Annotated in this window: 23 protein-coding genes; 13 read left to right on the forward strand and 10 right to left on the reverse strand. The window is 67.9% G+C overall.

Going from position 1 to position 17,643, the window contains the following annotated elements; translation table 11 throughout:
• Nucleotides 1–62: 62 nt before the first annotated feature.
• From NGJ44_RS14175 to lipA, 5 genes are all read left to right on the forward strand, one after another.
• Nucleotides 63–929: a D-amino acid aminotransferase gene (locus tag NGJ44_RS14175; RefSeq protein WP_251864318.1), complete on the forward strand. Its 867-nt coding sequence runs from the start codon at nt 63–65 to the stop codon at nt 927–929.
• Between the two features lie 86 nt (nt 930–1,015).
• A complete protein-coding gene (locus NGJ44_RS14180; protein WP_251864319.1) occupies nt 1,016–1,288 on the forward strand; it encodes a YbeD family protein in 273 nt (90 codons plus the stop codon).
• A 3-nt stretch (nt 1,289–1,291) separates the two neighbouring features.
• Entirely contained in the window at nt 1,292–1,936 is a 645-nt protein-coding gene (lipB, locus tag NGJ44_RS14185; RefSeq protein WP_286012367.1) for a lipoyl(octanoyl) transferase LipB, read from the forward strand.
• Nucleotides 1,933–2,664: a tetratricopeptide repeat protein gene (locus NGJ44_RS14190; protein ID WP_251864320.1), complete on the forward strand. Its 732-nt coding sequence runs from the start codon at nt 1,933–1,935 to the stop codon at nt 2,662–2,664. Before lipB ends, NGJ44_RS14190 begins: the two co-directional genes overlap by 4 nt.
• A 116-nt stretch (nt 2,665–2,780) precedes the next feature.
• The gene (gene lipA, locus NGJ44_RS14195; RefSeq protein ID WP_251864321.1) at nt 2,781–3,785 is read left to right on the forward strand and encodes a lipoyl synthase; all 1,005 of its coding nucleotides are present in this window, start codon (nt 2,781–2,783) and stop codon (nt 3,783–3,785) included.
• A 1-nt stretch (nt 3,786) separates the two neighbouring features.
• Here lipA and rfbC read toward each other — a convergent pair whose 3' ends face one another.
• The 5 genes from rfbC to NGJ44_RS14220 are packed head-to-tail and all read right to left on the reverse strand — an operon-like array spanning nt 3,787 to nt 7,780.
• Nucleotides 3,787–4,329, reverse strand: coding sequence for a dTDP-4-dehydrorhamnose 3,5-epimerase (rfbC, locus tag NGJ44_RS14200; RefSeq protein WP_251864322.1), 543 nt, complete (start codon nt 4,327–4,329; stop codon nt 3,787–3,789).
• On the reverse strand, nt 4,329–5,210 hold the full coding sequence (rfbA, locus tag NGJ44_RS14205) for a glucose-1-phosphate thymidylyltransferase RfbA (protein WP_251864323.1): 882 nt from the start codon (nt 5,208–5,210) through the stop codon (nt 4,329–4,331). Before rfbA ends, rfbC begins: the two co-directional genes overlap by 1 nt.
• Nucleotides 5,192–6,103 (reverse strand): dTDP-4-dehydrorhamnose reductase, encoded by a 912-nt coding sequence (rfbD, locus tag NGJ44_RS14210; protein ID WP_251864324.1) that lies wholly within the window; start codon nt 6,101–6,103, stop codon nt 5,192–5,194. The genes rfbA and rfbD overlap by 19 nt, the downstream gene beginning before the upstream one ends.
• A 10-nt stretch (nt 6,104–6,113) precedes the next feature.
• Nucleotides 6,114–7,175 carry a dTDP-glucose 4,6-dehydratase gene (gene rfbB, locus NGJ44_RS14215; RefSeq protein WP_251864325.1) on the reverse strand — a complete coding sequence of 354 codons (1,062 nt, stop codon included), beginning with the start codon at nt 7,173–7,175 and terminating at the stop codon, nt 6,114–6,116.
• A 50-nt stretch (nt 7,176–7,225) separates the two neighbouring features.
• A complete protein-coding gene (locus tag NGJ44_RS14220; protein WP_251864326.1) occupies nt 7,226–7,780 on the reverse strand; it encodes a cob(I)yrinic acid a,c-diamide adenosyltransferase in 555 nt (184 codons plus the stop codon).
• 209 nt (nt 7,781–7,989) lie between these two features.
• Between NGJ44_RS14220 and NGJ44_RS14225 the strand changes: the two genes are divergently transcribed.
• Nucleotides 7,990–8,295 (forward strand): copper-binding protein, encoded by a 306-nt coding sequence (locus tag NGJ44_RS14225; protein WP_251864327.1) that lies wholly within the window; start codon nt 7,990–7,992, stop codon nt 8,293–8,295.
• 99 nt (nt 8,296–8,394) lie between these two features.
• Here NGJ44_RS14225 and hslU read toward each other — a convergent pair whose 3' ends face one another.
• The 3 genes from hslU to dksA all read right to left on the reverse strand — a co-directional run bounded on the left by hslU (nt 8,395) and on the right by dksA (nt 10,940).
• Nucleotides 8,395–9,729: an ATP-dependent protease ATPase subunit HslU gene (gene hslU / locus NGJ44_RS14230; RefSeq protein WP_251864328.1), complete on the reverse strand. Its 1,335-nt coding sequence runs from the start codon at nt 9,727–9,729 to the stop codon at nt 8,395–8,397.
• 57 nt (nt 9,730–9,786) lie between these two features.
• A complete protein-coding gene (gene hslV, locus NGJ44_RS14235; protein WP_251864329.1) occupies nt 9,787–10,326 on the reverse strand; it encodes an ATP-dependent protease subunit HslV in 540 nt (179 codons plus the stop codon).
• 149 nt (nt 10,327–10,475) lie between these two features.
• Nucleotides 10,476–10,940, reverse strand: a complete 465-nt coding sequence (gene dksA, locus NGJ44_RS14240) for an RNA polymerase-binding protein DksA (protein ID WP_251864330.1) — start codon at nt 10,938–10,940, stop codon at nt 10,476–10,478.
• On the opposite strand from dksA, the gene NGJ44_RS14245 reads away from it, so the two are divergent.
• Nucleotides 10,852–11,061, forward strand: a complete 210-nt coding sequence (locus NGJ44_RS14245; protein ID WP_251864364.1) for a hypothetical protein — start codon at nt 10,852–10,854, stop codon at nt 11,059–11,061. The genes dksA and NGJ44_RS14245 overlap by 89 nt on opposite strands.
• A gap of 10 nt (nt 11,062–11,071) precedes the next feature.
• On the opposite strand, the gene NGJ44_RS14250 is transcribed toward NGJ44_RS14245, so the two are convergent.
• Together NGJ44_RS14250 and NGJ44_RS14255 are read right to left on the reverse strand one after the other, a co-directional pair.
• Nucleotides 11,072–12,172 (reverse strand): CobW family GTP-binding protein, encoded by a 1,101-nt coding sequence (locus tag NGJ44_RS14250; RefSeq protein WP_251864331.1) that lies wholly within the window; start codon nt 12,170–12,172, stop codon nt 11,072–11,074.
• A gap of 295 nt (nt 12,173–12,467) precedes the next feature.
• On the reverse strand, nt 12,468–12,968 hold the full coding sequence (locus NGJ44_RS14255; RefSeq protein WP_251864332.1) for a Fur family transcriptional regulator: 501 nt from the start codon (nt 12,966–12,968) through the stop codon (nt 12,468–12,470).
• A 180-nt stretch (nt 12,969–13,148) separates the two neighbouring features.
• On the opposite strand from NGJ44_RS14255, the gene NGJ44_RS14260 reads away from it, so the two are divergent.
• The 6 genes from NGJ44_RS14260 to NGJ44_RS14285 are packed head-to-tail and all read left to right on the forward strand — an operon-like array spanning nt 13,149 to nt 17,639.
• Nucleotides 13,149–13,316, forward strand: coding sequence for a hypothetical protein (locus tag NGJ44_RS14260; RefSeq protein ID WP_251864333.1), 168 nt, complete (start codon nt 13,149–13,151; stop codon nt 13,314–13,316).
• Nucleotides 13,298–14,083 (forward strand): zinc ABC transporter ATP-binding protein AztA, encoded by a 786-nt coding sequence (gene aztA, locus NGJ44_RS14265; RefSeq protein WP_502802133.1) that lies wholly within the window; start codon nt 13,298–13,300, stop codon nt 14,081–14,083. Before NGJ44_RS14260 ends, aztA begins: the two co-directional genes overlap by 19 nt.
• Nucleotides 14,080–14,961, forward strand: coding sequence for a metal ABC transporter permease (locus NGJ44_RS14270; RefSeq protein WP_251864334.1), 882 nt, complete (start codon nt 14,080–14,082; stop codon nt 14,959–14,961). Before aztA ends, NGJ44_RS14270 begins: the two co-directional genes overlap by 4 nt.
• Nucleotide 14,962: 1 nt before the next feature.
• Nucleotides 14,963–15,919, forward strand: a complete 957-nt coding sequence (locus NGJ44_RS14275; RefSeq protein WP_251864335.1) for a metal ABC transporter substrate-binding protein — start codon at nt 14,963–14,965, stop codon at nt 15,917–15,919.
• Nucleotides 15,880–16,563, forward strand: a complete 684-nt coding sequence (locus NGJ44_RS14280) for a DUF1007 family protein (RefSeq protein ID WP_502802134.1) — start codon at nt 15,880–15,882, stop codon at nt 16,561–16,563. Before NGJ44_RS14275 ends, NGJ44_RS14280 begins: the two co-directional genes overlap by 40 nt.
• The gene (locus NGJ44_RS14285; protein WP_251864336.1) at nt 16,554–17,639 is read left to right on the forward strand and encodes a nickel/cobalt transporter; all 1,086 of its coding nucleotides are present in this window, start codon (nt 16,554–16,556) and stop codon (nt 17,637–17,639) included. The genes NGJ44_RS14280 and NGJ44_RS14285 overlap by 10 nt, the downstream gene beginning before the upstream one ends.
• Nucleotides 17,640–17,643: the final 4 nt, after the last annotated feature.

Here is a 17,643-nt window from a genome sequence, read left to right on the forward strand (position 1 = left end):
AATCTACGGGACGGGCCCAGGGCCCGTCCTTTTTATTTTCATTCGACACTCAGGAGTTCCTCATGATCCCGGGCGTGCCTGGCGACAGCCAGGTGTATCTCAACGGCGAGTTCCTGCGGCTGGATGAGGCGAAAGTCTCCGTCCTCGACCGCGGCTTCATTTTCGGCGATGGCATCTACGAAGTGGTGCCCGTCTACAACGGCAATGCCTTCCGCATGGCCGAGCACCTGGACCGCCTGGACCGCAGCCTGGCGGCGCTGCGCATTGCCTCGCCCCTGGACCGCGCGGGCTGGATCGACCTGGTTGCCGAACTCATCGCGCGCGGCGGCATGCCCACCTGCCTGATCTACCTGCAGGTCACCCGCGGCGTGTACAAGCGCGACCACGCCTTCCCGCCCGAGCCCGTCGCGCCCACGGTCTTCGGCATGGCCTCGGCCTGGTCGCCGCCTTCGGCCGAACAGCGCGCCCGGGGCATCTCGGCCATCGGCATTCCCGACGAGCGCTGGCTGCATTGTGAGATCAAGTCCGTTTCGCTGCTGGGCAACGTGCTGGCCCGCCAGCAGGCGGTCGACGCCCACGTGGACGAAGTCGTGCAGTTCCGCGACGGCTACCTGACCGAAGGCTCCTCGTCCAACATCTGGGTGGTGTCGCAGGGCAAGCTGCTGGCCCCGCCCAAGAACAACCTCATCCTGGAAGGCATCCGCTACGGCCTGCTGGGCGAGCTGGCGGCCGAGACCGGCATCCCGTTCGAGGCGCGCCGCATCACGCGCGAGGAAGTCGAGCGCGCCGACGAACTGCTGGTGACCTCGGCCACCAAGGAAGTGCTGCCCATCCTCTCCCTGGACGGCAAGCCTGTGGGTTCGGGCAAGCCCGGCCCGGTTTATGCGCAACTGCGGGCGGGTTATGATGCCCGCATCGCCGCGCTCTGACGCCGGCCGGCCTCGTCCGGGGCCCTTTGCCCGCGCGGGCCCTGCCCGCGCGGCGCCCGGAACGCCGCCACCCTCGCAGGTTCATCATGCACATTCCGCCCGAAGAATCCCTCATCGAGTATCCCAGTGACTTTCCCATCAAGGTCATGGGCAAGCACCATCCCGACTTCGCGCAGACGCTGACCGAAGTCGTGCTGCAATTCGATCCCGGCTTCGACGCCTCCACGGTGGAGATGCGGCCCAGCAAGGGCGGCAACTACATGGGGCTGACCTTCACCGTGCGCGCCACCTCGCGCGAGCAGCTCGACGCGCTCTACCGCGCGCTGCACGGCCATCCCATGGTGTCCATCGTTCTCTGAGCCGTGGCGGTCGTCATCAAATGGCTGGCGGGGCCGGCCGAATACCTGCCGGTGTGGCAGGCCATGCAGGCCTACACCAACGAACGCGGCGCCGACGCCGCCGACGAGATCTGGCTCTGCGAGCACCAGCCCGTCTATACGCTGGGGCAGGCCGGCCAGCCCCGGCACCTGCTCAATCCCGGCCACATCCCCGTGGTGCATTGCGACCGCGGCGGGCAGGTCACGTATCACGGCCCGGGCCAGGTCATGGGCTACGCGCTGTTCGACCTGCGCCGCGCCGGCGTCCACGTCAAGGAATACGTGACCCTGCTCGAAGGCGCCGTCATCGGCACCCTGGCCGAGCTGGGCGTGCCGCATGCCTGCCGCAAGCCCGGCGCGCCCGGCGTCTACGTGCCGGGCCCGGATGGCGAGCTGGCCAAGATCGCTGCGCTGGGCATCAAGATCCGCAACGGCCGCGCCTATCACGGCGTGTCGCTGAACGTGGCCATGGACCTGCAGCCCTTTCTGGGCATCAACCCCTGTGGTTACGAGGGGCTGCGCACCGTGGACATGCGCAGCGTGGGCGTCGAGGTGCCCGCCGCGCTGGCCGGCGACACCCTGGGACGCAATCTTGCCGCCGCCTGGAAGGCGGTCCGGAGCCTGGCTTGAGCACATTCACCGCCGCCGACGTCGCGGCCACCACCCCCGAGCAGCTGACGGCCCTGCGCGCCGGCCCGCCCGCCGTCTACGCCGCGTGGGTCCGCGCCGCCGCCGACCTCGGCCTGGTCGAGGCGCAGGCCATCTACGGGCAGATGCTGCTGGACGGCGCCGGCGTCGAGCGCGACCCGGCCGAAGCCCTGTCCTGGTTCAAGCGCGCCGCCCACGCCGACCACCTCATGGCCATCAATATGGTGGGCCGCTGCTACGAGAACGGCTGGGGCGTACCCCGCGACGATGTCGTCGCGGCCTACTGGTTCCGCCTGGCGGCCGACCGCGGCCTGGACTGGGGCATGTACAACTACGCGCACATGCACCGGCAGGGCCGCGGCGGCGTGCCGCAGGACCAGGCCGCCGCCCTGGCGCTCTACCGCAAGGCGGCCGAACTGGGCCACGTCAAGTCCATCGGCATGCTGGGCCGCTACTACGAGGCCGGCACCGTGGTGGAACGCGACCCGGACCAGGCCTTCGACTGCTACCGCCGCGCCGCCGAGGGCGGCGACTTCCGCGGCATGTTCCACCTGGGCCGCCTGCTGCTGGCGCGCGACCGGGCGGAAGACGCCGAACCATGGCTGACGCGCGTGCCCGAAACGGCCACGCCGGCCTTTCTGCGCGAAGCCGACGCCATGCTGCGCGCAGAAGGCTTCGCGCCCCGCTACGGGACTGCCGAAGCCCGCTGACGGCCCTGCGCGGGCGGCCTGGCTGCGCCGCGCGCCCGGCGTCGCCGCCCGCCGGGGGTAAAATGCCCTTTTCATTGCGGACCGGGCGCGGCGCGCACCGGTCATGAAGGTGGTCCATGTCTACGCTTGCCGAGTCTCCTGTTCCCCCGAACGAATCCGCCGCCCGCACCACGGAAGCGGCCTACGATCCGACGCAAAAGCAGAAATCGCAGGCCAAGACGGCGCGCATTCCCATCAAGATCGTTCCGGCCGAGCGCCTGAAAAAGCCCGAATGGATACGCGTCAAGGCCGCCGCGCCCGGCTCGCGCTTCTACGACATCAAGCGCATCCTGCGCGAGCACAACCTGCACACGGTGTGCGAGGAAGCGTCCTGCCCCAACATCGGCGAATGCTTCGGCAAGGGCACGGCCACGTTCATGATCATGGGCGACAAGTGCACGCGCCGCTGCCCCTTCTGTGACGTGGGCCACGGCCGCCCGGATCCTCTGGACACCAACGAGCCCCTCAACCTGGCGCGCACCATCGCCGCGATGAAGCTGTCCTACGTGGTCATCACCTCGGTGGACCGCGACGACCTGCGAGACGGCGGCGCCGGCCACTTCGTGAACTGCATCAACCACATCCGCGAGCTCTCGCCCAGCACCCGCATCGAAGTGCTCGTGCCCGACTTCCGCGGCCGCCTCGACCGCGCCCTCGCCATCCTCAACGCCGGCCCTCCCGACGTCATGAACCACAACCTGGAAACCGTGCCCCGCCTGTACAAGCAGGCCCGCCCGGGTTCCGACTACATGCACTCGCTCAAGCTGCTGGCCGAATTCAAGAAACTGCACCCCGAAGTCCCCACCAAGTCCGGCCTCATGCTGGGCCTGGGCGAAACCGACGAGGAAATCCTCCAGGTCATGCGCGACATGCGCGAGCACAACGTCGACATGCTCACCATCGGCCAGTACCTGCAGCCGTCGGAGCACCACCTGCCGGTGTTGCGCTACGTTCATCCGGACACCTTCGCCATGTTCGAGCGGGAAGCGTACGCCATGGGGTTCTCGCATGCGGCGGTGGGTGCGATGGTGCGTTCTTCGTACCACGCCGACGAACAGGCGCATGCGGCTGGGGTGAATTGAATCAGTAGGCCGGCGCGTCGGCAAACGACGCGCCATTGCGATCCTTCTCGGAAAGCAGCGGCAGTTGCCGGCAGGGCCAGGCGATTGCCAGCTCCGGGTCGTCCCACCGGATGCAGCGTTCGTGCCGTGGAGCGTAATAGTCCGTGGTTTTGTACAGGACCTCTGCAAAATCCGATAGCGTCAGAAAGCCGTGGGCGAAGCCCTCGGGGATCCACACCTGGCGCTTGTTCTCCGCGCTGAGCAGAGTGCCTACCCATTTCCCGAATGACGGCGAACTGCGCCGCAAATCCACCGCGACGTCGAAGATCTCGCCCGCGCATACGCGGACGAGCTTGCCCTGGGGCTGTTCGATCTGGTAGTGCAGCCCGCGCAACACGCCCTGGATCGAACGCGAATGGTTGTCTTGCACGAAGCGGGGCTGCAGTCCCGTCGCCGCTTCGAACGCGGCCTGGTTGAAACTTTCGAAGAAAAAGCCGCGTTCGTCACCCAGCACCCTGGGCTCCAGGAGCAACACTTCGGGAATGGCTTGGGGGATGGCCTTCATCAGAACACCTTGTCCATCACGAGACGCATCAGGTACTGACCATAGCCGCTTTTGGCCAGGGGAGCTGCCAGTTTTTCCAGTGCGTCGGCGCTGATCCAGCCCTGGCGAAAGGCGATTTCCTCGGGGCAGGCCACTTTCAGCCCTTGGCGATGTTCCAGCGTGGCGATGAACTGGCCAGCCTCCAACAGCGATTCATGGGTGCCGGTGTCCAGCCATGCGTAGCCCCGGCCCATGATCTCCACGGCCAGCCGGCCTTGTTCCAGATAGTGCTGGTTGACGTCGGTGATTTCGAGTTCGCCCCGCGCGGACGGCCGGATTCCCCGCGCGATGTCGATGACGTCGTTGTCGTAGAAATACAGTCCGGTCACTGCATAGCTGGAGCGCGGCCGGGCTGGCTTTTCCTCGATGGAGAGGACCTTGCCATGCTGGTCGAACTTCGCCACGCCGTAGCGTTGGGCATCCTGGACATGGTAGGCGAACACGGTGGCGCCGTCCGCACGCGCATTGGCGCGTTGCAGCAGCTGGGGCAATTCATGGCCGTAGAAGATGTTGTCTCCCAGCACCAGCGCCGAAGCCTCCCGGCCGATGAAGGGCGCGCCAATAAGGAAGGCTTGCGCCAAGCCGTCGGGAGACGGTTGCACCGCATACTCGAGGTTCAGTCCCCACTGCGAACCATCGCCCAGCAATTGCTGGAAGCGCGGCGTGTCCTGGGGTGTAGAAATAACCAGGATGTCACGGATGCCCGCCAGCATCAGGGTCGTGAGCGGGTAATAGATCATCGGCTTGTCGAAGACCGGCAGCAGCTGTTTGCTGATGGCCAGCGTCGCCGGATGCAGCCGGACGCCCGAGCCGCCGGCCAGAACTATGCCTTTGCGCGCCATGCGGGGTCTCCAGGTTTGACGAGTTGATCCAGGACACGGTCGACCGGCTCGGTCCAGGGCGGCATTTCGCGTTGCAACGCGTTTGAGAGCAGGGACGTGTCCAGTATGGAATTGCGTGGCCTTTGCGCGGCGGCCGGGTAGTCGCGCGCCGCGACTGCGCGGATTTTTTCGGGAACCAGCTTCAGGGCAGCGCCGCGCGCCGCAGCGCCGGCGATGATGTATTTTGCGAAGCCATGCCAGCTGGTAGAGCCGCTTGCCGCCAGATGGTAGGTGCCGGCGGGCAATAGGCCCGCTCGGCGGCGCTGGATCGCCTGCACGCTAAGGTCCGCGACCAACTCGGCCGAAGTCGGCGCGCCATGCTGGTCCGCCACCACGTCCAGGGTTTCGCGTTCCCGCGCCAGGCGCAACATGGTTTTCAGAAAATTGCTGCCATGCGCCGAGTAGACCCAGCTGGTCCTGAACACCAGCGCATCGCAGCCGCTTGCATGGATGGCCTGTTCGCCGGCGAGCTTGGTGCTGCCGTATACGTTCAAGGGATGCGGGGTGTCGGCTTCCGTGTAGGGCCGCGCCAGCGCGCCGTCGAAGACGTAGTCGGTCGAATAGTGCACCAGCAAGGCGCCAGCGGCGCGTGCATGACGCGCCAGGACGGAGGCCGCGCTTGCATTGACCTGGAGGGCGGTGTCGGGATCGCTTTCAGCCTTGTCCACTGCGGTCCAGGCTGCGGCGTTCACGATTACGTCGGCCGGGCAGGTCGCCAGAGCTGCGAGCAGCGCGTCCCGGTTGCGCAGGTCGGCATCGCTGCGGCCCAGCGCCACGACCTCTCCCAACGGGAGCAGGGCGCGACACAGTTCCCGGCCCACCTGGCCGTCTTTGCCCAACAATAAGATCTTCACGCGGCCTTTGCTAAGTTTCGTAGCGTTCTTTGGCCCAGTCGCGATAGGCGCCACTGGCGACATTCGCCACCCACTGCGGGTGGCCCAGGTACCAGAGTACCGTTTTTCGGATGCCGCTTTCGAATGTTTCCGCAGGCTTCCAGCCCAGTTCGCGCCGCAGGCGGCTGGCGTCGACCGCATAGCGGCGGTCATGGCCGGGCCGGTCGGCGACGTGCGTGATCTGGGCGGCGTAGGGCTGCCCGTCGATCCGGGGACTGAGCTCGTCGAGCAGCGCGCAGACGTGCCGCACTACGTCGAGGTTGGTCTTTTCGTTCCAGCCGCCCACGTTGTAGGTCGCTCCCGGCTGGCCAGCGTCCAGTATCTTGCGGATCGCATCGCAATGGTCGGCCACGTATAGCCAGTCGCGGATTTGCATGCCGTCGCCATAGATGGGCAGGGACTTGCCGGCGAGCGCATTGTGGACGACCAGCGGGATCAGTTTTTCCGGGAACTGGTAGGGGCCGTAGTTGTTTGCACAGTTCGAGGTCAGCACCGGCAGCCCGTAGGTGGTGTGAAAGGCCCGCACCAGATGGTCGCTTGCCGCCTTGCTTGCGGAGTAGGGACTATTGGGCGCGTAGGGAGTCATCTCCGTAAACGCTGGATCCGTCTTTCCCAGCGTGCCGTAGACCTCGTCGGTGGACACGTGCACGAAGCGGAAACCTGTTTGCGCGCTTGCCGGCAGACCGGTCCAATAGTCGCGCACTGTGGTCAGCAGGCGGGAGGTGCCGACGATGTTGGCCTGGACGAAGGATTCGGGGTCGGCGATGGAGCGGTCGACATGGGTCTCGGCCGCGAAGTTGATCACCGCTCGCGGCGCATGGGTGCGCAAAAGGCGTGAAACGGTCTCCGGATCGCCGATATCGCCCTGGATGAGGGTGTGCCGGGGATCGCCTCGTAGAGACGCCAGGTTGTCGGGATTGCCGGCGTAGGTGAGCTTGTCCAGCGTAACGACGGGCTCGTCGCTGCAGGCGAGCCAATCCAATACGAAGTTGGAGCCGATGAAGCCAGCCCCGCCCGTCACCACAATGCTCATATTCTTCAAATCCTCAGGGCCTGGCGGCGCCTGGCCCTCTTGGCGCGGGACTATTTGCGCGCCTGGGCGCCCGCCCAGAACGTGTCTTTCTGCCCCGCATGCTGGTTTATACAACGCGCCAGCACGAACATCAGGTCCGACAGGCGGTTCAGGTATTGGCGCACGGGCGGGTTCACCGAGTCGGTACGAGCCAGCGTCACGACGGCACGTTCGGCGCGGCGGCACACCGTGCGAGCCACGTGCGCCTGCGCCGAGCCGCGGGAACCGCCCGGCAGGATGAATTCGCGCAAGGGCGGCAGGGTCTTGTTGTAGTGGGCCAGGCGCGCATCCAGACGGACGATGTGTTCATCCGTCAGCGCAGTGTGGCCCGGGATGCAGAGTTCCGCGCCCATGTCGAACAAGTCGTGTTGAATGGTCAGCAGGTCGGCGGATATCTCGGCGGGCAAGTCTTCGGTCAGCAGGACGCCGATCACGCTGTTCAATTCGTCGACATCGCCGATCGCCGCGATGCGCACGGCATCCTTGGGCGTACGGGATCCGTCCCCAAGACCCGTGGTGCCGTCGTCTCCCGTGCGGGTGGCAATGACAGATAGGCGGTTGGCCATGAAAATTCCTGAAATAGTGACGAATGGTTCGGATTTTGTGTCCGGGCCCGAGGAGGGCGGGCGTGCGGCCCGCGGGACGCAATCAATGGTCAGGACTGTTGCGTTCCTTTCGGGTGACTGTTGCACAAGGGCGGTATCCTAGCACTACGGATAGCAGGGTAGCGGCGCACGCCGGTTCCACGCTTTTCTTGCAATCGGAGGATATCTGCATGGCTTTCAACCGCAAATACGCAGCGCCGATGGCGGTGGCGACCGCGATGGCCGTGGTGTCGCTGGCGACACCGCTGGCGTTCGCGCAGCAGGCCCAGGCCAGCGGCGAGGTGCGCCGCGTGGATCCGGCCGCGGGCAAGGTGACGATCAAGCACGATGCGATCAAGGCGCTGGATCTGCCGGCCATGACGCTGGTGTATCAGGCCGATCCGGCGCTGCTGGCGAAGATCAAGGCGGGCGACAAGGTGAAGTTCACTGCCGAGCGCAAGGACGGCAAGTATGTGGTGACGGCGATCAGCAACTGAGGCGGCGCGCCTGCAAAACAAGAAAGCCGGAACCGCCTGGCAGGGCGGGTTCCGGCTTTTTATGCGCGCGGTGGCGGGGTGCGCCGCCGGCGGATGCCGCTACAGCACGTAGCGGGCCAAATCCTGGCTGCTGGCGGCTTCCGACAACTGCGCGTTGACGTAGGCGGCGTCGATCTTCACATGTTTGTCCTGGCTGGACGTGGCGTCGAACGACAGTTCCTCCAGCAGTTTCTCCATCACCGTGTACAGGCGGCGGGCGCCGATGTTTTCGGTGGTTTCGTTGACCTCGTAGGCCAGTTCGGCCAGCCGGCGCACGCCTTCGTCGGTGAATTCGAGTTCGAGCCCTTCGGTTTCCATCAGCGCGGCGTATTGCTTGGTGAGCGAGGCGTCGGTGTCGGAGAGGATGCGCACGAAGTCTTCGGCCGTGAGCGAGTCGAGTTCGACGCGGATGGGGAAGCGTCCCTGCAGTTCGGGAATCAGGTCGGACGGGCGCGAGAGATGGAAGGCGCCGGAGGCGATGAACAGGATGTGGTCGGTGCGCACCATGCCGTAGCGGGTGTTGACGGTGGTGCCTTCGACCAGCGGCAGCAGGTCGCGCTGCACGCCCTGGCGCGAGACGTCGGCGCCGCCGGTTTCCTGGCGCGCTGCGATCTTGTCGATTTCGTCGAGGAAGACGATGCCGTTCTGCTCCACGTTGGCGATGGCGGCGGCGCGCAGGTCTTCTTCGTTGACGCGCTTGCCGGCTTCTTCGTCGACGATGAGCTTGAAGGCTTCGCGCACTTTCATTTTCTTGGATTTCTTCTTGTCGCGCGCCAGGCCGGCGAACATGCCGCGCAGCTGCTCGGCCATTTCTTCCATGCCGGGCGGCGTCATGACGTCCATCTGGGGCACGGGCTGGGCGATTTCGATCTCGATTTCGAGGTCGTCGATCTTGCCTTCGCGCAGGCGCTTGCGGAAGGTCTGGCGGGCGCTGTTGTCTTCGCCGCGGTCGGGTTCGCCGTTGGCGCCGCGCGCCGGCGGGACGAGGGCGTCGAGGATGCGGTCTTCGGCGGCGTCTTCGGCCTGGGTGCGCACGCGGCGCATTTCCATCTCGCGGGTCTGCTTGATGGAGTATTCGGTGAGGTCGCGGATGATGGTGTCCACGTCGCGGCCCACGTAGCCGACTTCGGTGAACTTGGTGGCCTCGATCTTGATGAAGGGCGCGTTGGCCAGCTTGGCCAGGCGGCGGGCGATCTCGGTCTTGCCCACGCCGGTGGGGCCGATCATGAGGATGTTCTTGGGGTGGATTTCATGGCGCAGGGGCTCGGCCACCTGCTGGCGGCGCCAGCGGTTGCGCAGCGCCACGGCCACGGCCCGCTTGGCGCGGTTCTGGCCGATGATGTATTTGTCGAGTTCGGAGACGATTTCTCCGGGCGTCATGTTGGATGCGGACATGGGGCGGATCCTTGGGGCGGAGCGGGCCGGCGGAGCTGGGCGCCGGCCGGGCGGGCGTCAGGCGCCCAGCGTTTCGATGACGTGGTTCTGGTTGGTGTAGATGCAGAGGTCGCCGGCGATTTCGAGCGACTGCTTGACGATGTCTTCGGGCGGCAGCTCGGTGTTGCGCAGCAGCGCCAGGGCGGCGGATTGCGCATAGGCGCCGCCGGAGCCGATGGCGGCCAGACCGTGCTCGGGCTCCAGGACGTCGCCGTTGCCGGTGAGCACCAGCGTGTGTTCGATGTCGGCCACGATGAGCATGGCTTCCAGGCGGCGCAGCACGCGGTCGGTGCGCCAGTCGCGAGTGAGCTCGACGGCGGCGCGCATCAGGTTGCCCTGGTGCTTTTCGAGCTTGGCCTCGAAGCGTTCCTGCAGGGTGAAGGCGTCGGCCGTGGCGCCTGCGAAGCCGGCGAGGATCTTGTCCTGGTAGAGGCGGCGGATCTTGCGCGCGGTGCCCTTGATGACGATGTTGCCCAGGGTGACCTGGCCATCGCCGCCGAGCGCGACGCGGTTGCCGCGTCGCACGCATACGATGGTGGTGGCGTGAAATTGTTCCATGCGTTCCTTCCTTTGAAGGGATTAGCTGGGGGCGCTGGGGTGAAAATCAAGACTTGCGCGCCGGACGGCGCACAAAAGAAAAAGGCCATGCTGGAAAACCAGCATAGCCTTTCATCCGTCGGCTTGAAAACGGGACGGGTCGGCGGGGATCAGTCGCCGTAGAGCTTCTGGCGCATTTCGCGGCGTTCCTGGGCTTCCAGGGACAGGGTGGCCGTGGGGCGGGCCAGCAGGCGGGGGATGCCGATGGGCTCGCCGGTTTCTTCGCACCAGCCGTATTCGCCGCTGTCGATGCGCGCGATAGACTGCTGCACCTTCTTCAGGAGCTTGCGTTCGCGGTCGCGCGTGCGCAGTTCGAGAGCGTGCTCTTCCTCGATGGTGGCGCGGTCGGCCGGATCGGGCACGAACTGCGTTTCGCGCAGGTGCTCGGTGGTTTCGCCCGCGTTGGCGAGGATGTCCTGTTCGAGTTGTTTGAGCCGTTCCTTGAAGAACGCCAGCTGGCGCTCGTTCATGTAGTCGGACTCGGGCATGGCCAGCATTTCCTCTTCGCTGGGCAGATCAATCGCCGTATCGCTCGTCGACTTGCTTGATTTTTTGGTTGCTGCCTTGGTAGCCATGAAAACACTCCACTATGAATCGATCCTGGCGCGGGTGTCCCTGTTCCCGACCGTGTTGCTGATTGCCTACGCTATTCGTACCTCACAGTACTGCCATCGTCGCGTTGCGTCACGTATCTGAAAGAGGGGGTTTACCCCGCCAGGCACTGCTCCAAGCCCCGGGTGAAAATCTCCTGGGGCAGCTTGCGGCCGATGAACACCATTTTGGTGGACGGTTTTTCGGCCGCGGTCCACGGCTTGCCGGGTTCGGCGCCCATCATCATGTGCACGCCCTGGAACAGCATGCGGCGGTTGATGCCTTTCATGTACAGGATGCCCTTGTACCGCAGCAGGTCGGGTCCGTAGACCTGCACCACGCCGCCCAGGAATTCTTCGAGGCGCACGGGATCGAACGGCTTGTTCGAACGGAACACGAAGGCGCCGATCTCGTCGTCGTGGTGGTGAGGGTGATGATGGTGGGCATGATTGCAATGCGCCCCGCACTCGCCCTCGTGGTCATGATCATGGCCATGATCGTGATCGTGCCCATGGTCGTGGGCGGCGTCGGGGTGCTCATCGGCCAGGAAGTCCGGGTCGATGTCGAGGATGGAATTCAGGTTGAAGCCGCTGATGTCGATGATGGACTTCAGGTCGGCCTCGCCGAAGTTGACCGGCGTGATGGGCGCGCGCGGATTCATGTGCACCAGGCGCGAGCGCAGCGCTTCGTAGTCGACCTCGTTGACCAGGTCTTTCTTCGAGATGAGGATGCGGTCGGCGAAGCCGACCTGCTTCTGGGCCTCGGGCTGCTCGTCCAGCGTGGCCATGCCGTGCTTGGCGTCGACCACCGTGACCACCGCGTCCAGGCGGTAGTACTCGGCGATGTCGTCGTCCATGAAGAAGGTCTGGCACACCGGGCCGGGGTTGGCCATGCCGGTGGTCTCGATGATGACGCGCTCGAAGTTCAGCGCGCCGGCTTCGCGCTTGGCGCGCAGGTCGGACAGCGTGCGCATCAGGTCGCCGCGCACCGTGCAGCAGACGCAGCCGTTGGACAGCTCGATGATTTCCTCGTTGCTGTCCTGCACCAGCAGGTCGTTGTCGATGCTCTCGGGTCCGAACTCGTTTTCGATGACCGCCACGCGGCGGCCGTGGAATTCGGTGAGGATGCGCTTGAGCAGGGTGGTCTTGCCCGCACCGAGAAAGCCGGTGAGGATGGTGACGGGAACCATTTTGTCCAAACTGCGCGGGGTGTTCATGGCGAAGCGGCTAACGTGAAGTCAAGGCGTCGGACACCGGGCCGGTGGGGCCGGGCGGCGCAGGCGCCGGATGGGTGCCGGGCGGGCGCCAGGTGTCTTGGGCCACGGGCTGCGTGGGCCGCCAATCGCGGCCGGACGCAGGATTACAGCACAGTCGGCGGCGGTGGGCAAACCCCGGAGCAACCCGGGGCCGCGCCCGGGCCGGATCGCGGCCGTACGCCGCCAGGTATCGGGCGATACCATCAATTGGGGGCGGGTTGGGGGAAATCAAGTCCCCGCGCGGCCAGGCCCCCGTTCAGTGGTGATGAGGGTGGCCGCCCTCGGCCGGCTGCTTTTGCTGGCATTGAGGGCAAAGGGCGCGGATTTCGGTTTCGTGGGTGGCCAGCACGTAGCCCGTCTGGGCCACGCGCTCGGCGAGCTGGCGGCTCATGGCCGGGTCGCTCAGTTCGGCCACCGCGCCGCAGCCGGTGCAGACCACCAGCAGGTCGTGCGGCGCGCCGCCCGCGTCATGACAGGCGCTCCAGGCATTGACCGCGTCCAGGCGGTGGATGAGGCCTTCGTCCATGAGGAAGTCCAGCGCGCGGTATACGGTGGGGGGCGCGGCGCCGGGGTGCACGGCGCGCATGGCGTCGAGCAGCTCATAGGCCTTGAGGCTGCGGCCATGGCGCAGCAGCAGCTCCAGCACCTTGCGGCGGATGGGGGTGAGACGCCGGCCGCGCTGTTCGCACAACGCCTCGGCGACGCTGAGCTGGGCGCCTACGGTGTCGTTGTCGGGAGAACCGGAAGGGGCGGGCATGGCGGGCGGTTTCTGAAAAAGAGGACGGCGCGCGAGGCGCGATGCCTGGAAGGTATCAGAAAACCTCCGGGTATGGACACGCTGGCCAGGCTACAAGGCAGTTTGGTTATGATATAACATAATCATTTTTCGGGGCGGGCTTCGGCCGCCCGGTTTTTCCGTTTTCCACGTCTTTTTCCCATGCCGCATTCTCTGCCTTCGGTGTCCGCCGGCCCCGCCTCCGGGGCTGCGGCGCGCCGCTCCGCTTTCCTGGTTTCCGCCTGGCGCCGCATGGCGTGGGCGCTGGCCGCCGTGGCCGGCCTCTGGCTGCTGACGGGCTGGGCGCTGCAATGGTGGCCGCCGCAATGACGGCCGCCAGCGCGGCTTGCGGGCCATCCGCCAGCGCCCGACGCGCGGTCGCCGAGCCGGCCGCGATCGCGCTGGACGACGCGTCCTTCGGCTGGCACGGGCGCGCCGTGCTGGAACACGTGTCCGGCCGGTTTGCGCCGGGCAGCCTGACCGCCGTGGCCGGGCCCAACGGGGCCGGCAAGTCCACGCTGCTCAAGGGCATCATGGGCGTGCTGCGCCCCTGGTCGGGCGCCGTGCGCGTCGGCGGGGCGGGGCGCGCCGGGCTGTCCTGGCTGCCGCAGGCCTGCGAGCTGGACCGCGCCTTTCCCGTCACCGTGCTGGACCTCGTCGCCATGGGCGCCTGGCGGCGCGTGGGCGCGTGGCGGCGCTATGGGCGCGACGAGCTGGACCGCTGCATGGCGGTGCTGGAGCAGGTGGGGCTGGCGCACCTGGCGGGCCGGGGTGCGGACACGCTGTCGGGCGGCCAGATGCAGCGCGCGCTCTTCGCGCGCATGCTGGTGCAGGACGCGCCGGTGCTGCTGCTGGACGAGCCCTTTGCGGCGGTGGACAGCCACACCGCGCAGCGGCTCATGTCGCTGCTGCGCCGCCTGCACGAGGAGGGGCGCACGGTGGTGGCGGTCATGCACGACCTCGACATGATCCGCGAGGACTTCCCACAATGCGTGCTGCTTTCGGGCCGGGTCGTCGCCTGGGGCGACACGGCCGGCGTGCTGACCGAGGCCAATCTCAAGACGGCCCGGCGCTGGCATGCGGAGGCGTGGGCATGAGCCTGTACGAATGGGCGGTGTCGCCTTTCGCCGACTACGGATTCATGCGGCGCGCCCTGGCCGGCACTTGCGCGCTGGCGCTGGGCGGCGCGCCGCTGGGCGTGTTCCTGGTGCTGCGGCGCATGAGCCTCATGGGCGACGCCATGTCGCACGCCATCCTGCCGGGCGTGGCGGCGGGGTTCCTGGCGGCCGGCCTGTCGCTGGGCGCCATGATGCTGGGGGGCGTCGTCACCGGCCTGGCGGTGGCGCTGCTGGCCGCCCTGGTGGCGCGCATGACGCCGCTGCGCGAAGACGCCAGCTTTGCGGCGTTCTACCTGATCTCGCTGGGGCTGGGGGTGCTGCTGGTGTCGCTGCGCGGCTCCAACATGGATTTGCTGCACGTGCTGTTCGGCACGGTGCTGGGCCTGGACGACGCGGCGCTGCTGCTGGTCACCGGCACGGCCAGCCTGACGCTGCTCGTGCTGGCGGCCCTTTACCGGCTGCTGGCGGCGGAATGCCTGGACCCGGGTTTTCTGCGCGCCTGCGGCGGACGCGGGGCCTGGGTGCACATGGGGTTTCTGGTGCTGGTGGTGGTGAACCTGGTGGCGGGATTCCAGGTGCTGGGCACGCTGATGGTGGTGGGCATGATGATGCTGCCCGCCGCGGCGGCGCGCTTCTGGGCGGTGTCGGCGGCCCGCCAGGCCCCGCTGGCCGCGGCGATCGGGGTGGCGGCGTCGGTGGCGGGCCTGCTGGCGTCCTACCACTACAACGTGCCGGCCTCGCCCGCCATCATTCTGGCGGCCGGCGCCTGCTACGTATGTTCCATCGCAGCCGGCCCGCAGGGCGGGCTGCTTCGGGCGCGGCGCGGGGCGCCGGCCCGGTTTCGACGAGGAGAGTAGGATGTTCAAGACCATATCGCCGCGCCGCCGGGCGCTGCTGCTGCTGACCGCCCTGGCGCTGGCCGCGCCGGCCGGCGCGGCGCAGGCCGCCCGCCCCCTGCAGGCGGTGGCGAGCTTTTCCATCCTGGGCGACATGGTGCGCGAAGTGGGCGGCCCCGACGTGCAAGTCAGCGTGCTGGTCGGCCCGGACGGCGACGCCCACGAATACGAGCCCACGCCGGGCGACGTCAAGACCCTGGCGGCGGCGCAGGTGCTGTTCGTCAACGGCCTGGCGTTCGAGGCCTGGCTGCCGGGGCTGGTCAAGTCCTCCGGCTTCAAGGGCCGGACGGTGGTGGCCTCGCAAGGCGTGACGCCGCGCAGGTTCGAGGCCGGCGAAGACCACGGCCATGATGGCCACGACCACGACCACGGCCAGGCGCACTCCCATGGCGACCTCGACCCGCACGCATGGCAGAACCTCGCCAACGGCGTGATCTACGTGCGCAACATCGCCGAGGGCCTGGCGGCGGCCGACCCCGCGCACGCCGAGGCCTACCGCCGGCGCGCCGAGGCCTACGCAGCCCGGCTGCAGGCGCTGGACGCCTCGCTGCGCAAGACTTTTGCCGCCATCCCGGCCGAGCGCCGCAAGGTCGTGACGTCGCACGACGCTTTCGGCTATTTCGGCGAGGCGTACGGCGTGTCCTTCCTGCCGGTGGCGGGCATTTCCACCGATGCCGAGCCGTCGGCCGGCGACGTTGCCCGCCTCATCGAGCAGGTCCGGCGCGAGCACGTGCCGGCCGTGTTCGTGGAGAACATCAGCAGCCCGCGCCTGGTGCAGCAGATCGCGCGCGAGACCGGCGCCAAGGTGGGCGGCACGCTGTATTCCGACGCCCTGTCCAAGCCGGGCCGGCCGGCGGCCACTTATCTGGAAATGTTCGAATGGAACGCCAGCCAGCTCGCCGCGGCCATGCAGCCCTGATCGCCGCGGCCGCCCTGTTCGCGCCCGCCGCGGCGCAGGCGCATCCGCACATGTGGATAGACGCGCACGCGGTGCTCGAAGTCGACGGCCAGCGCCGCGTCGCCGCCGTGCGCCAGGAATGGCTGTTCGACGAGATGTTCGGCGCCTATGCCACCCAGGGCCTGAAGCGCGGCAAGCGCGGGGAGCTGCCGCCCGCGCTGCTGGAAGGCATGGCGCGCGACTGGATGCGGTCGCTGGGCGAGCCGGTGTCGCACTATTTCACGCGGGTGACGGTGCAGGGCCGGCCGCAGGCCTTCGCCGAGCCCCGCGACGCGCGCGTGCGCTGGGATCCCCGCACCCAGCGGCTGACGCTGGTGTTCACGCTGCCGCTGGTCCGGCCCGTGGCGCCGGGGCCGGACGGCGCGCAGGTAGACATCTACGATCCCACGTATTTCGTGGCCTATGCCTTCGATGCGCCCGGCGCCGTGGCGGTGGACGGACCCGGCGCACGGGCCTGCAAGGCCGACTACCGCAAACCCAAGGAGCTGGATTGGAAGACCATGCAGCAACTGGCCGCCATTCCGGCCGACCCCGACGCCCTGCCCGCAGAACTGTTCGCCGTGACCAAGGGGCTGACGCACCGCATCGTGCTGCGATGTTCCTGAAACCCGGCCGCGTCGCGCTGGCGGCCGCGCTGTGCTGGCTGTTCGCCGTGGCCGCGGCCCAGGCCGCGCACCCGTTCGGCGTACCGGAAAGCGGCGGCGCGGGCTGGCTGCCGGGCCTGTTCGGGCAGGCGGCGGCCTGGCAGGCGCAGTTCTACCGCCAGCTCACCGGCGCGCTGCGGGCCTGGCAGGCCGACGGCGGCGCAGCCTGGACGCTGATCGGGCTGTCTTTCGCCTATGGCGTGTTCCACGCGCTGGGGCCGGGCCACGGCAAGGCGGTGATTTCCTCTTATGTGCTCGCCAACCGCCAGACCGCCCGCAACGGCGCGCTGCTGGCGCTGGCCGCCTCGCTGGTCCAGGCGCTGGTGGCGATTGCCGTGGTGGCGCTGCTGGCGCTGGCGTTCAACGCCACGGCGGCCGTCATGAACGCGGCGACGCGCTGGCTGGAACTGGCTTCGTACGCGCTGGTGACCGCGCTGGGCGCGTGGCTGGTGTGGGCCAAGGCGCTGCGCCCGCTGGGCGCCCGGCGCGCGGCAGACGGCGGCGATGATCATGACCACGGCCGCCACCATGGCGCTGCGCACGAGCATCATCATGCGCACGGCCACAGCCATGGCGCTGGAAGCATCCGCCATCATGCGTCCGGCCGCGACGTTCTCCATGTGCATGACCTTCACGCGCACGGCGCGCATTGCGGTTGCGGGCATGCGCACGTGCCGCCGCCTGAGCTGGCGGCCGGGCCCTGGGACTGGCGGCGCGCCGCCGGCGCCATCGGCGCGGTGGGGCTGCGGCCCTGCAGCGGCGCGCTGATCGTGCTGGTGTTCGCGCTGTCGCAGGGGTTCTTCGCGGCGGGCGTGGCGTCGGCGCTGGCCATGGGCCTGGGCACGGGCCTGACGGTGGCGGCGCTGGCCTGCATGGCGGCGGCGGCGGGCGGGGCGGCCAACCGGCTCGGCCGCCGGCTGTCGGGCCGCGGGGCCGCGCGCCTGCGCTACGCGGTCGAGGCGCTGGCGGCGCTGGCCATTCTGCTGCTGGGGTTGCTGCTGCTGGGCGGCGCGCTGGCGGGCGGCCCGCCCTGGTAGGGCA

Origin of the sequence: Achromobacter sp. Marseille-Q4962 (genome assembly GCF_943737005.1) — a bacterium.
Classification (GTDB): Bacteria; Pseudomonadota; Gammaproteobacteria; order Burkholderiales; family Burkholderiaceae_B; genus Achromobacter.

Bases quoted from the DNA above. Each gene is read 5' to 3' on its own strand.
- NGJ44_RS14175 (WP_251864318.1), top strand. From the start codon at position 63: ATGATCCCGGGCGTGCCTGGCGACAGCCAGGTGTATCTCAACGGCGAG.
- NGJ44_RS14180 (WP_251864319.1), top strand. From the start codon at position 1,016: ATGCACATTCCGCCCGAAGAATCCCTCATCGAGTATCCCAGTGACTTT.
- lipA (WP_251864321.1), top strand. From the start codon at position 2,781: ATGTCTACGCTTGCCGAGTCTCCTGTTCCCCCGAACGAATCCGCCGCC.
- rfbC (WP_251864322.1), bottom strand. From the start codon at position 4,329: ATGAAGGCCATCCCCCAAGCCATTCCCGAAGTGTTGCTCCTGGAGCCC.
- rfbA (WP_251864323.1), bottom strand. From the start codon at position 5,210: ATGGCGCGCAAAGGCATAGTTCTGGCCGGCGGCTCGGGCGTCCGGCTG.
- rfbB (WP_251864325.1), bottom strand. From the start codon at position 7,175: ATGAGCATTGTGGTGACGGGCGGGGCTGGCTTCATCGGCTCCAACTTC.
- NGJ44_RS14220 (WP_251864326.1), bottom strand. From the start codon at position 7,780: ATGGCCAACCGCCTATCTGTCATTGCCACCCGCACGGGAGACGACGGC.
- NGJ44_RS14225 (WP_251864327.1), top strand. From the start codon at position 7,990: ATGGCTTTCAACCGCAAATACGCAGCGCCGATGGCGGTGGCGACCGCG.
- hslU (WP_251864328.1), bottom strand. From the start codon at position 9,729: ATGTCCGCATCCAACATGACGCCCGGAGAAATCGTCTCCGAACTCGAC.
- hslV (WP_251864329.1), bottom strand. From the start codon at position 10,326: ATGGAACAATTTCACGCCACCACCATCGTATGCGTGCGACGCGGCAAC.
- NGJ44_RS14245 (WP_251864364.1), top strand. From the start codon at position 10,852: ATGGCCAGCATTTCCTCTTCGCTGGGCAGATCAATCGCCGTATCGCTC.
- dksA (WP_251864330.1), bottom strand. From the start codon at position 10,940: ATGGCTACCAAGGCAGCAACCAAAAAATCAAGCAAGTCGACGAGCGAT.
- NGJ44_RS14250 (WP_251864331.1), bottom strand. From the start codon at position 12,172: ATGAACACCCCGCGCAGTTTGGACAAAATGGTTCCCGTCACCATCCTC.
- NGJ44_RS14255 (WP_251864332.1), bottom strand. From the start codon at position 12,968: ATGCCCGCCCCTTCCGGTTCTCCCGACAACGACACCGTAGGCGCCCAG.
- NGJ44_RS14260 (WP_251864333.1), top strand. From the start codon at position 13,149: ATGCCGCATTCTCTGCCTTCGGTGTCCGCCGGCCCCGCCTCCGGGGCT.
- aztA (WP_502802133.1), top strand. From the start codon at position 13,298: ATGGTGGCCGCCGCAATGACGGCCGCCAGCGCGGCTTGCGGGCCATCC.
- NGJ44_RS14270 (WP_251864334.1), top strand. From the start codon at position 14,080: ATGAGCCTGTACGAATGGGCGGTGTCGCCTTTCGCCGACTACGGATTC.
- NGJ44_RS14275 (WP_251864335.1), top strand. From the start codon at position 14,963: ATGTTCAAGACCATATCGCCGCGCCGCCGGGCGCTGCTGCTGCTGACC.
- NGJ44_RS14280 (WP_502802134.1), top strand. From the start codon at position 15,880: ATGGAACGCCAGCCAGCTCGCCGCGGCCATGCAGCCCTGATCGCCGCG.
- NGJ44_RS14285 (WP_251864336.1), top strand. From the start codon at position 16,554: ATGTTCCTGAAACCCGGCCGCGTCGCGCTGGCGGCCGCGCTGTGCTGG.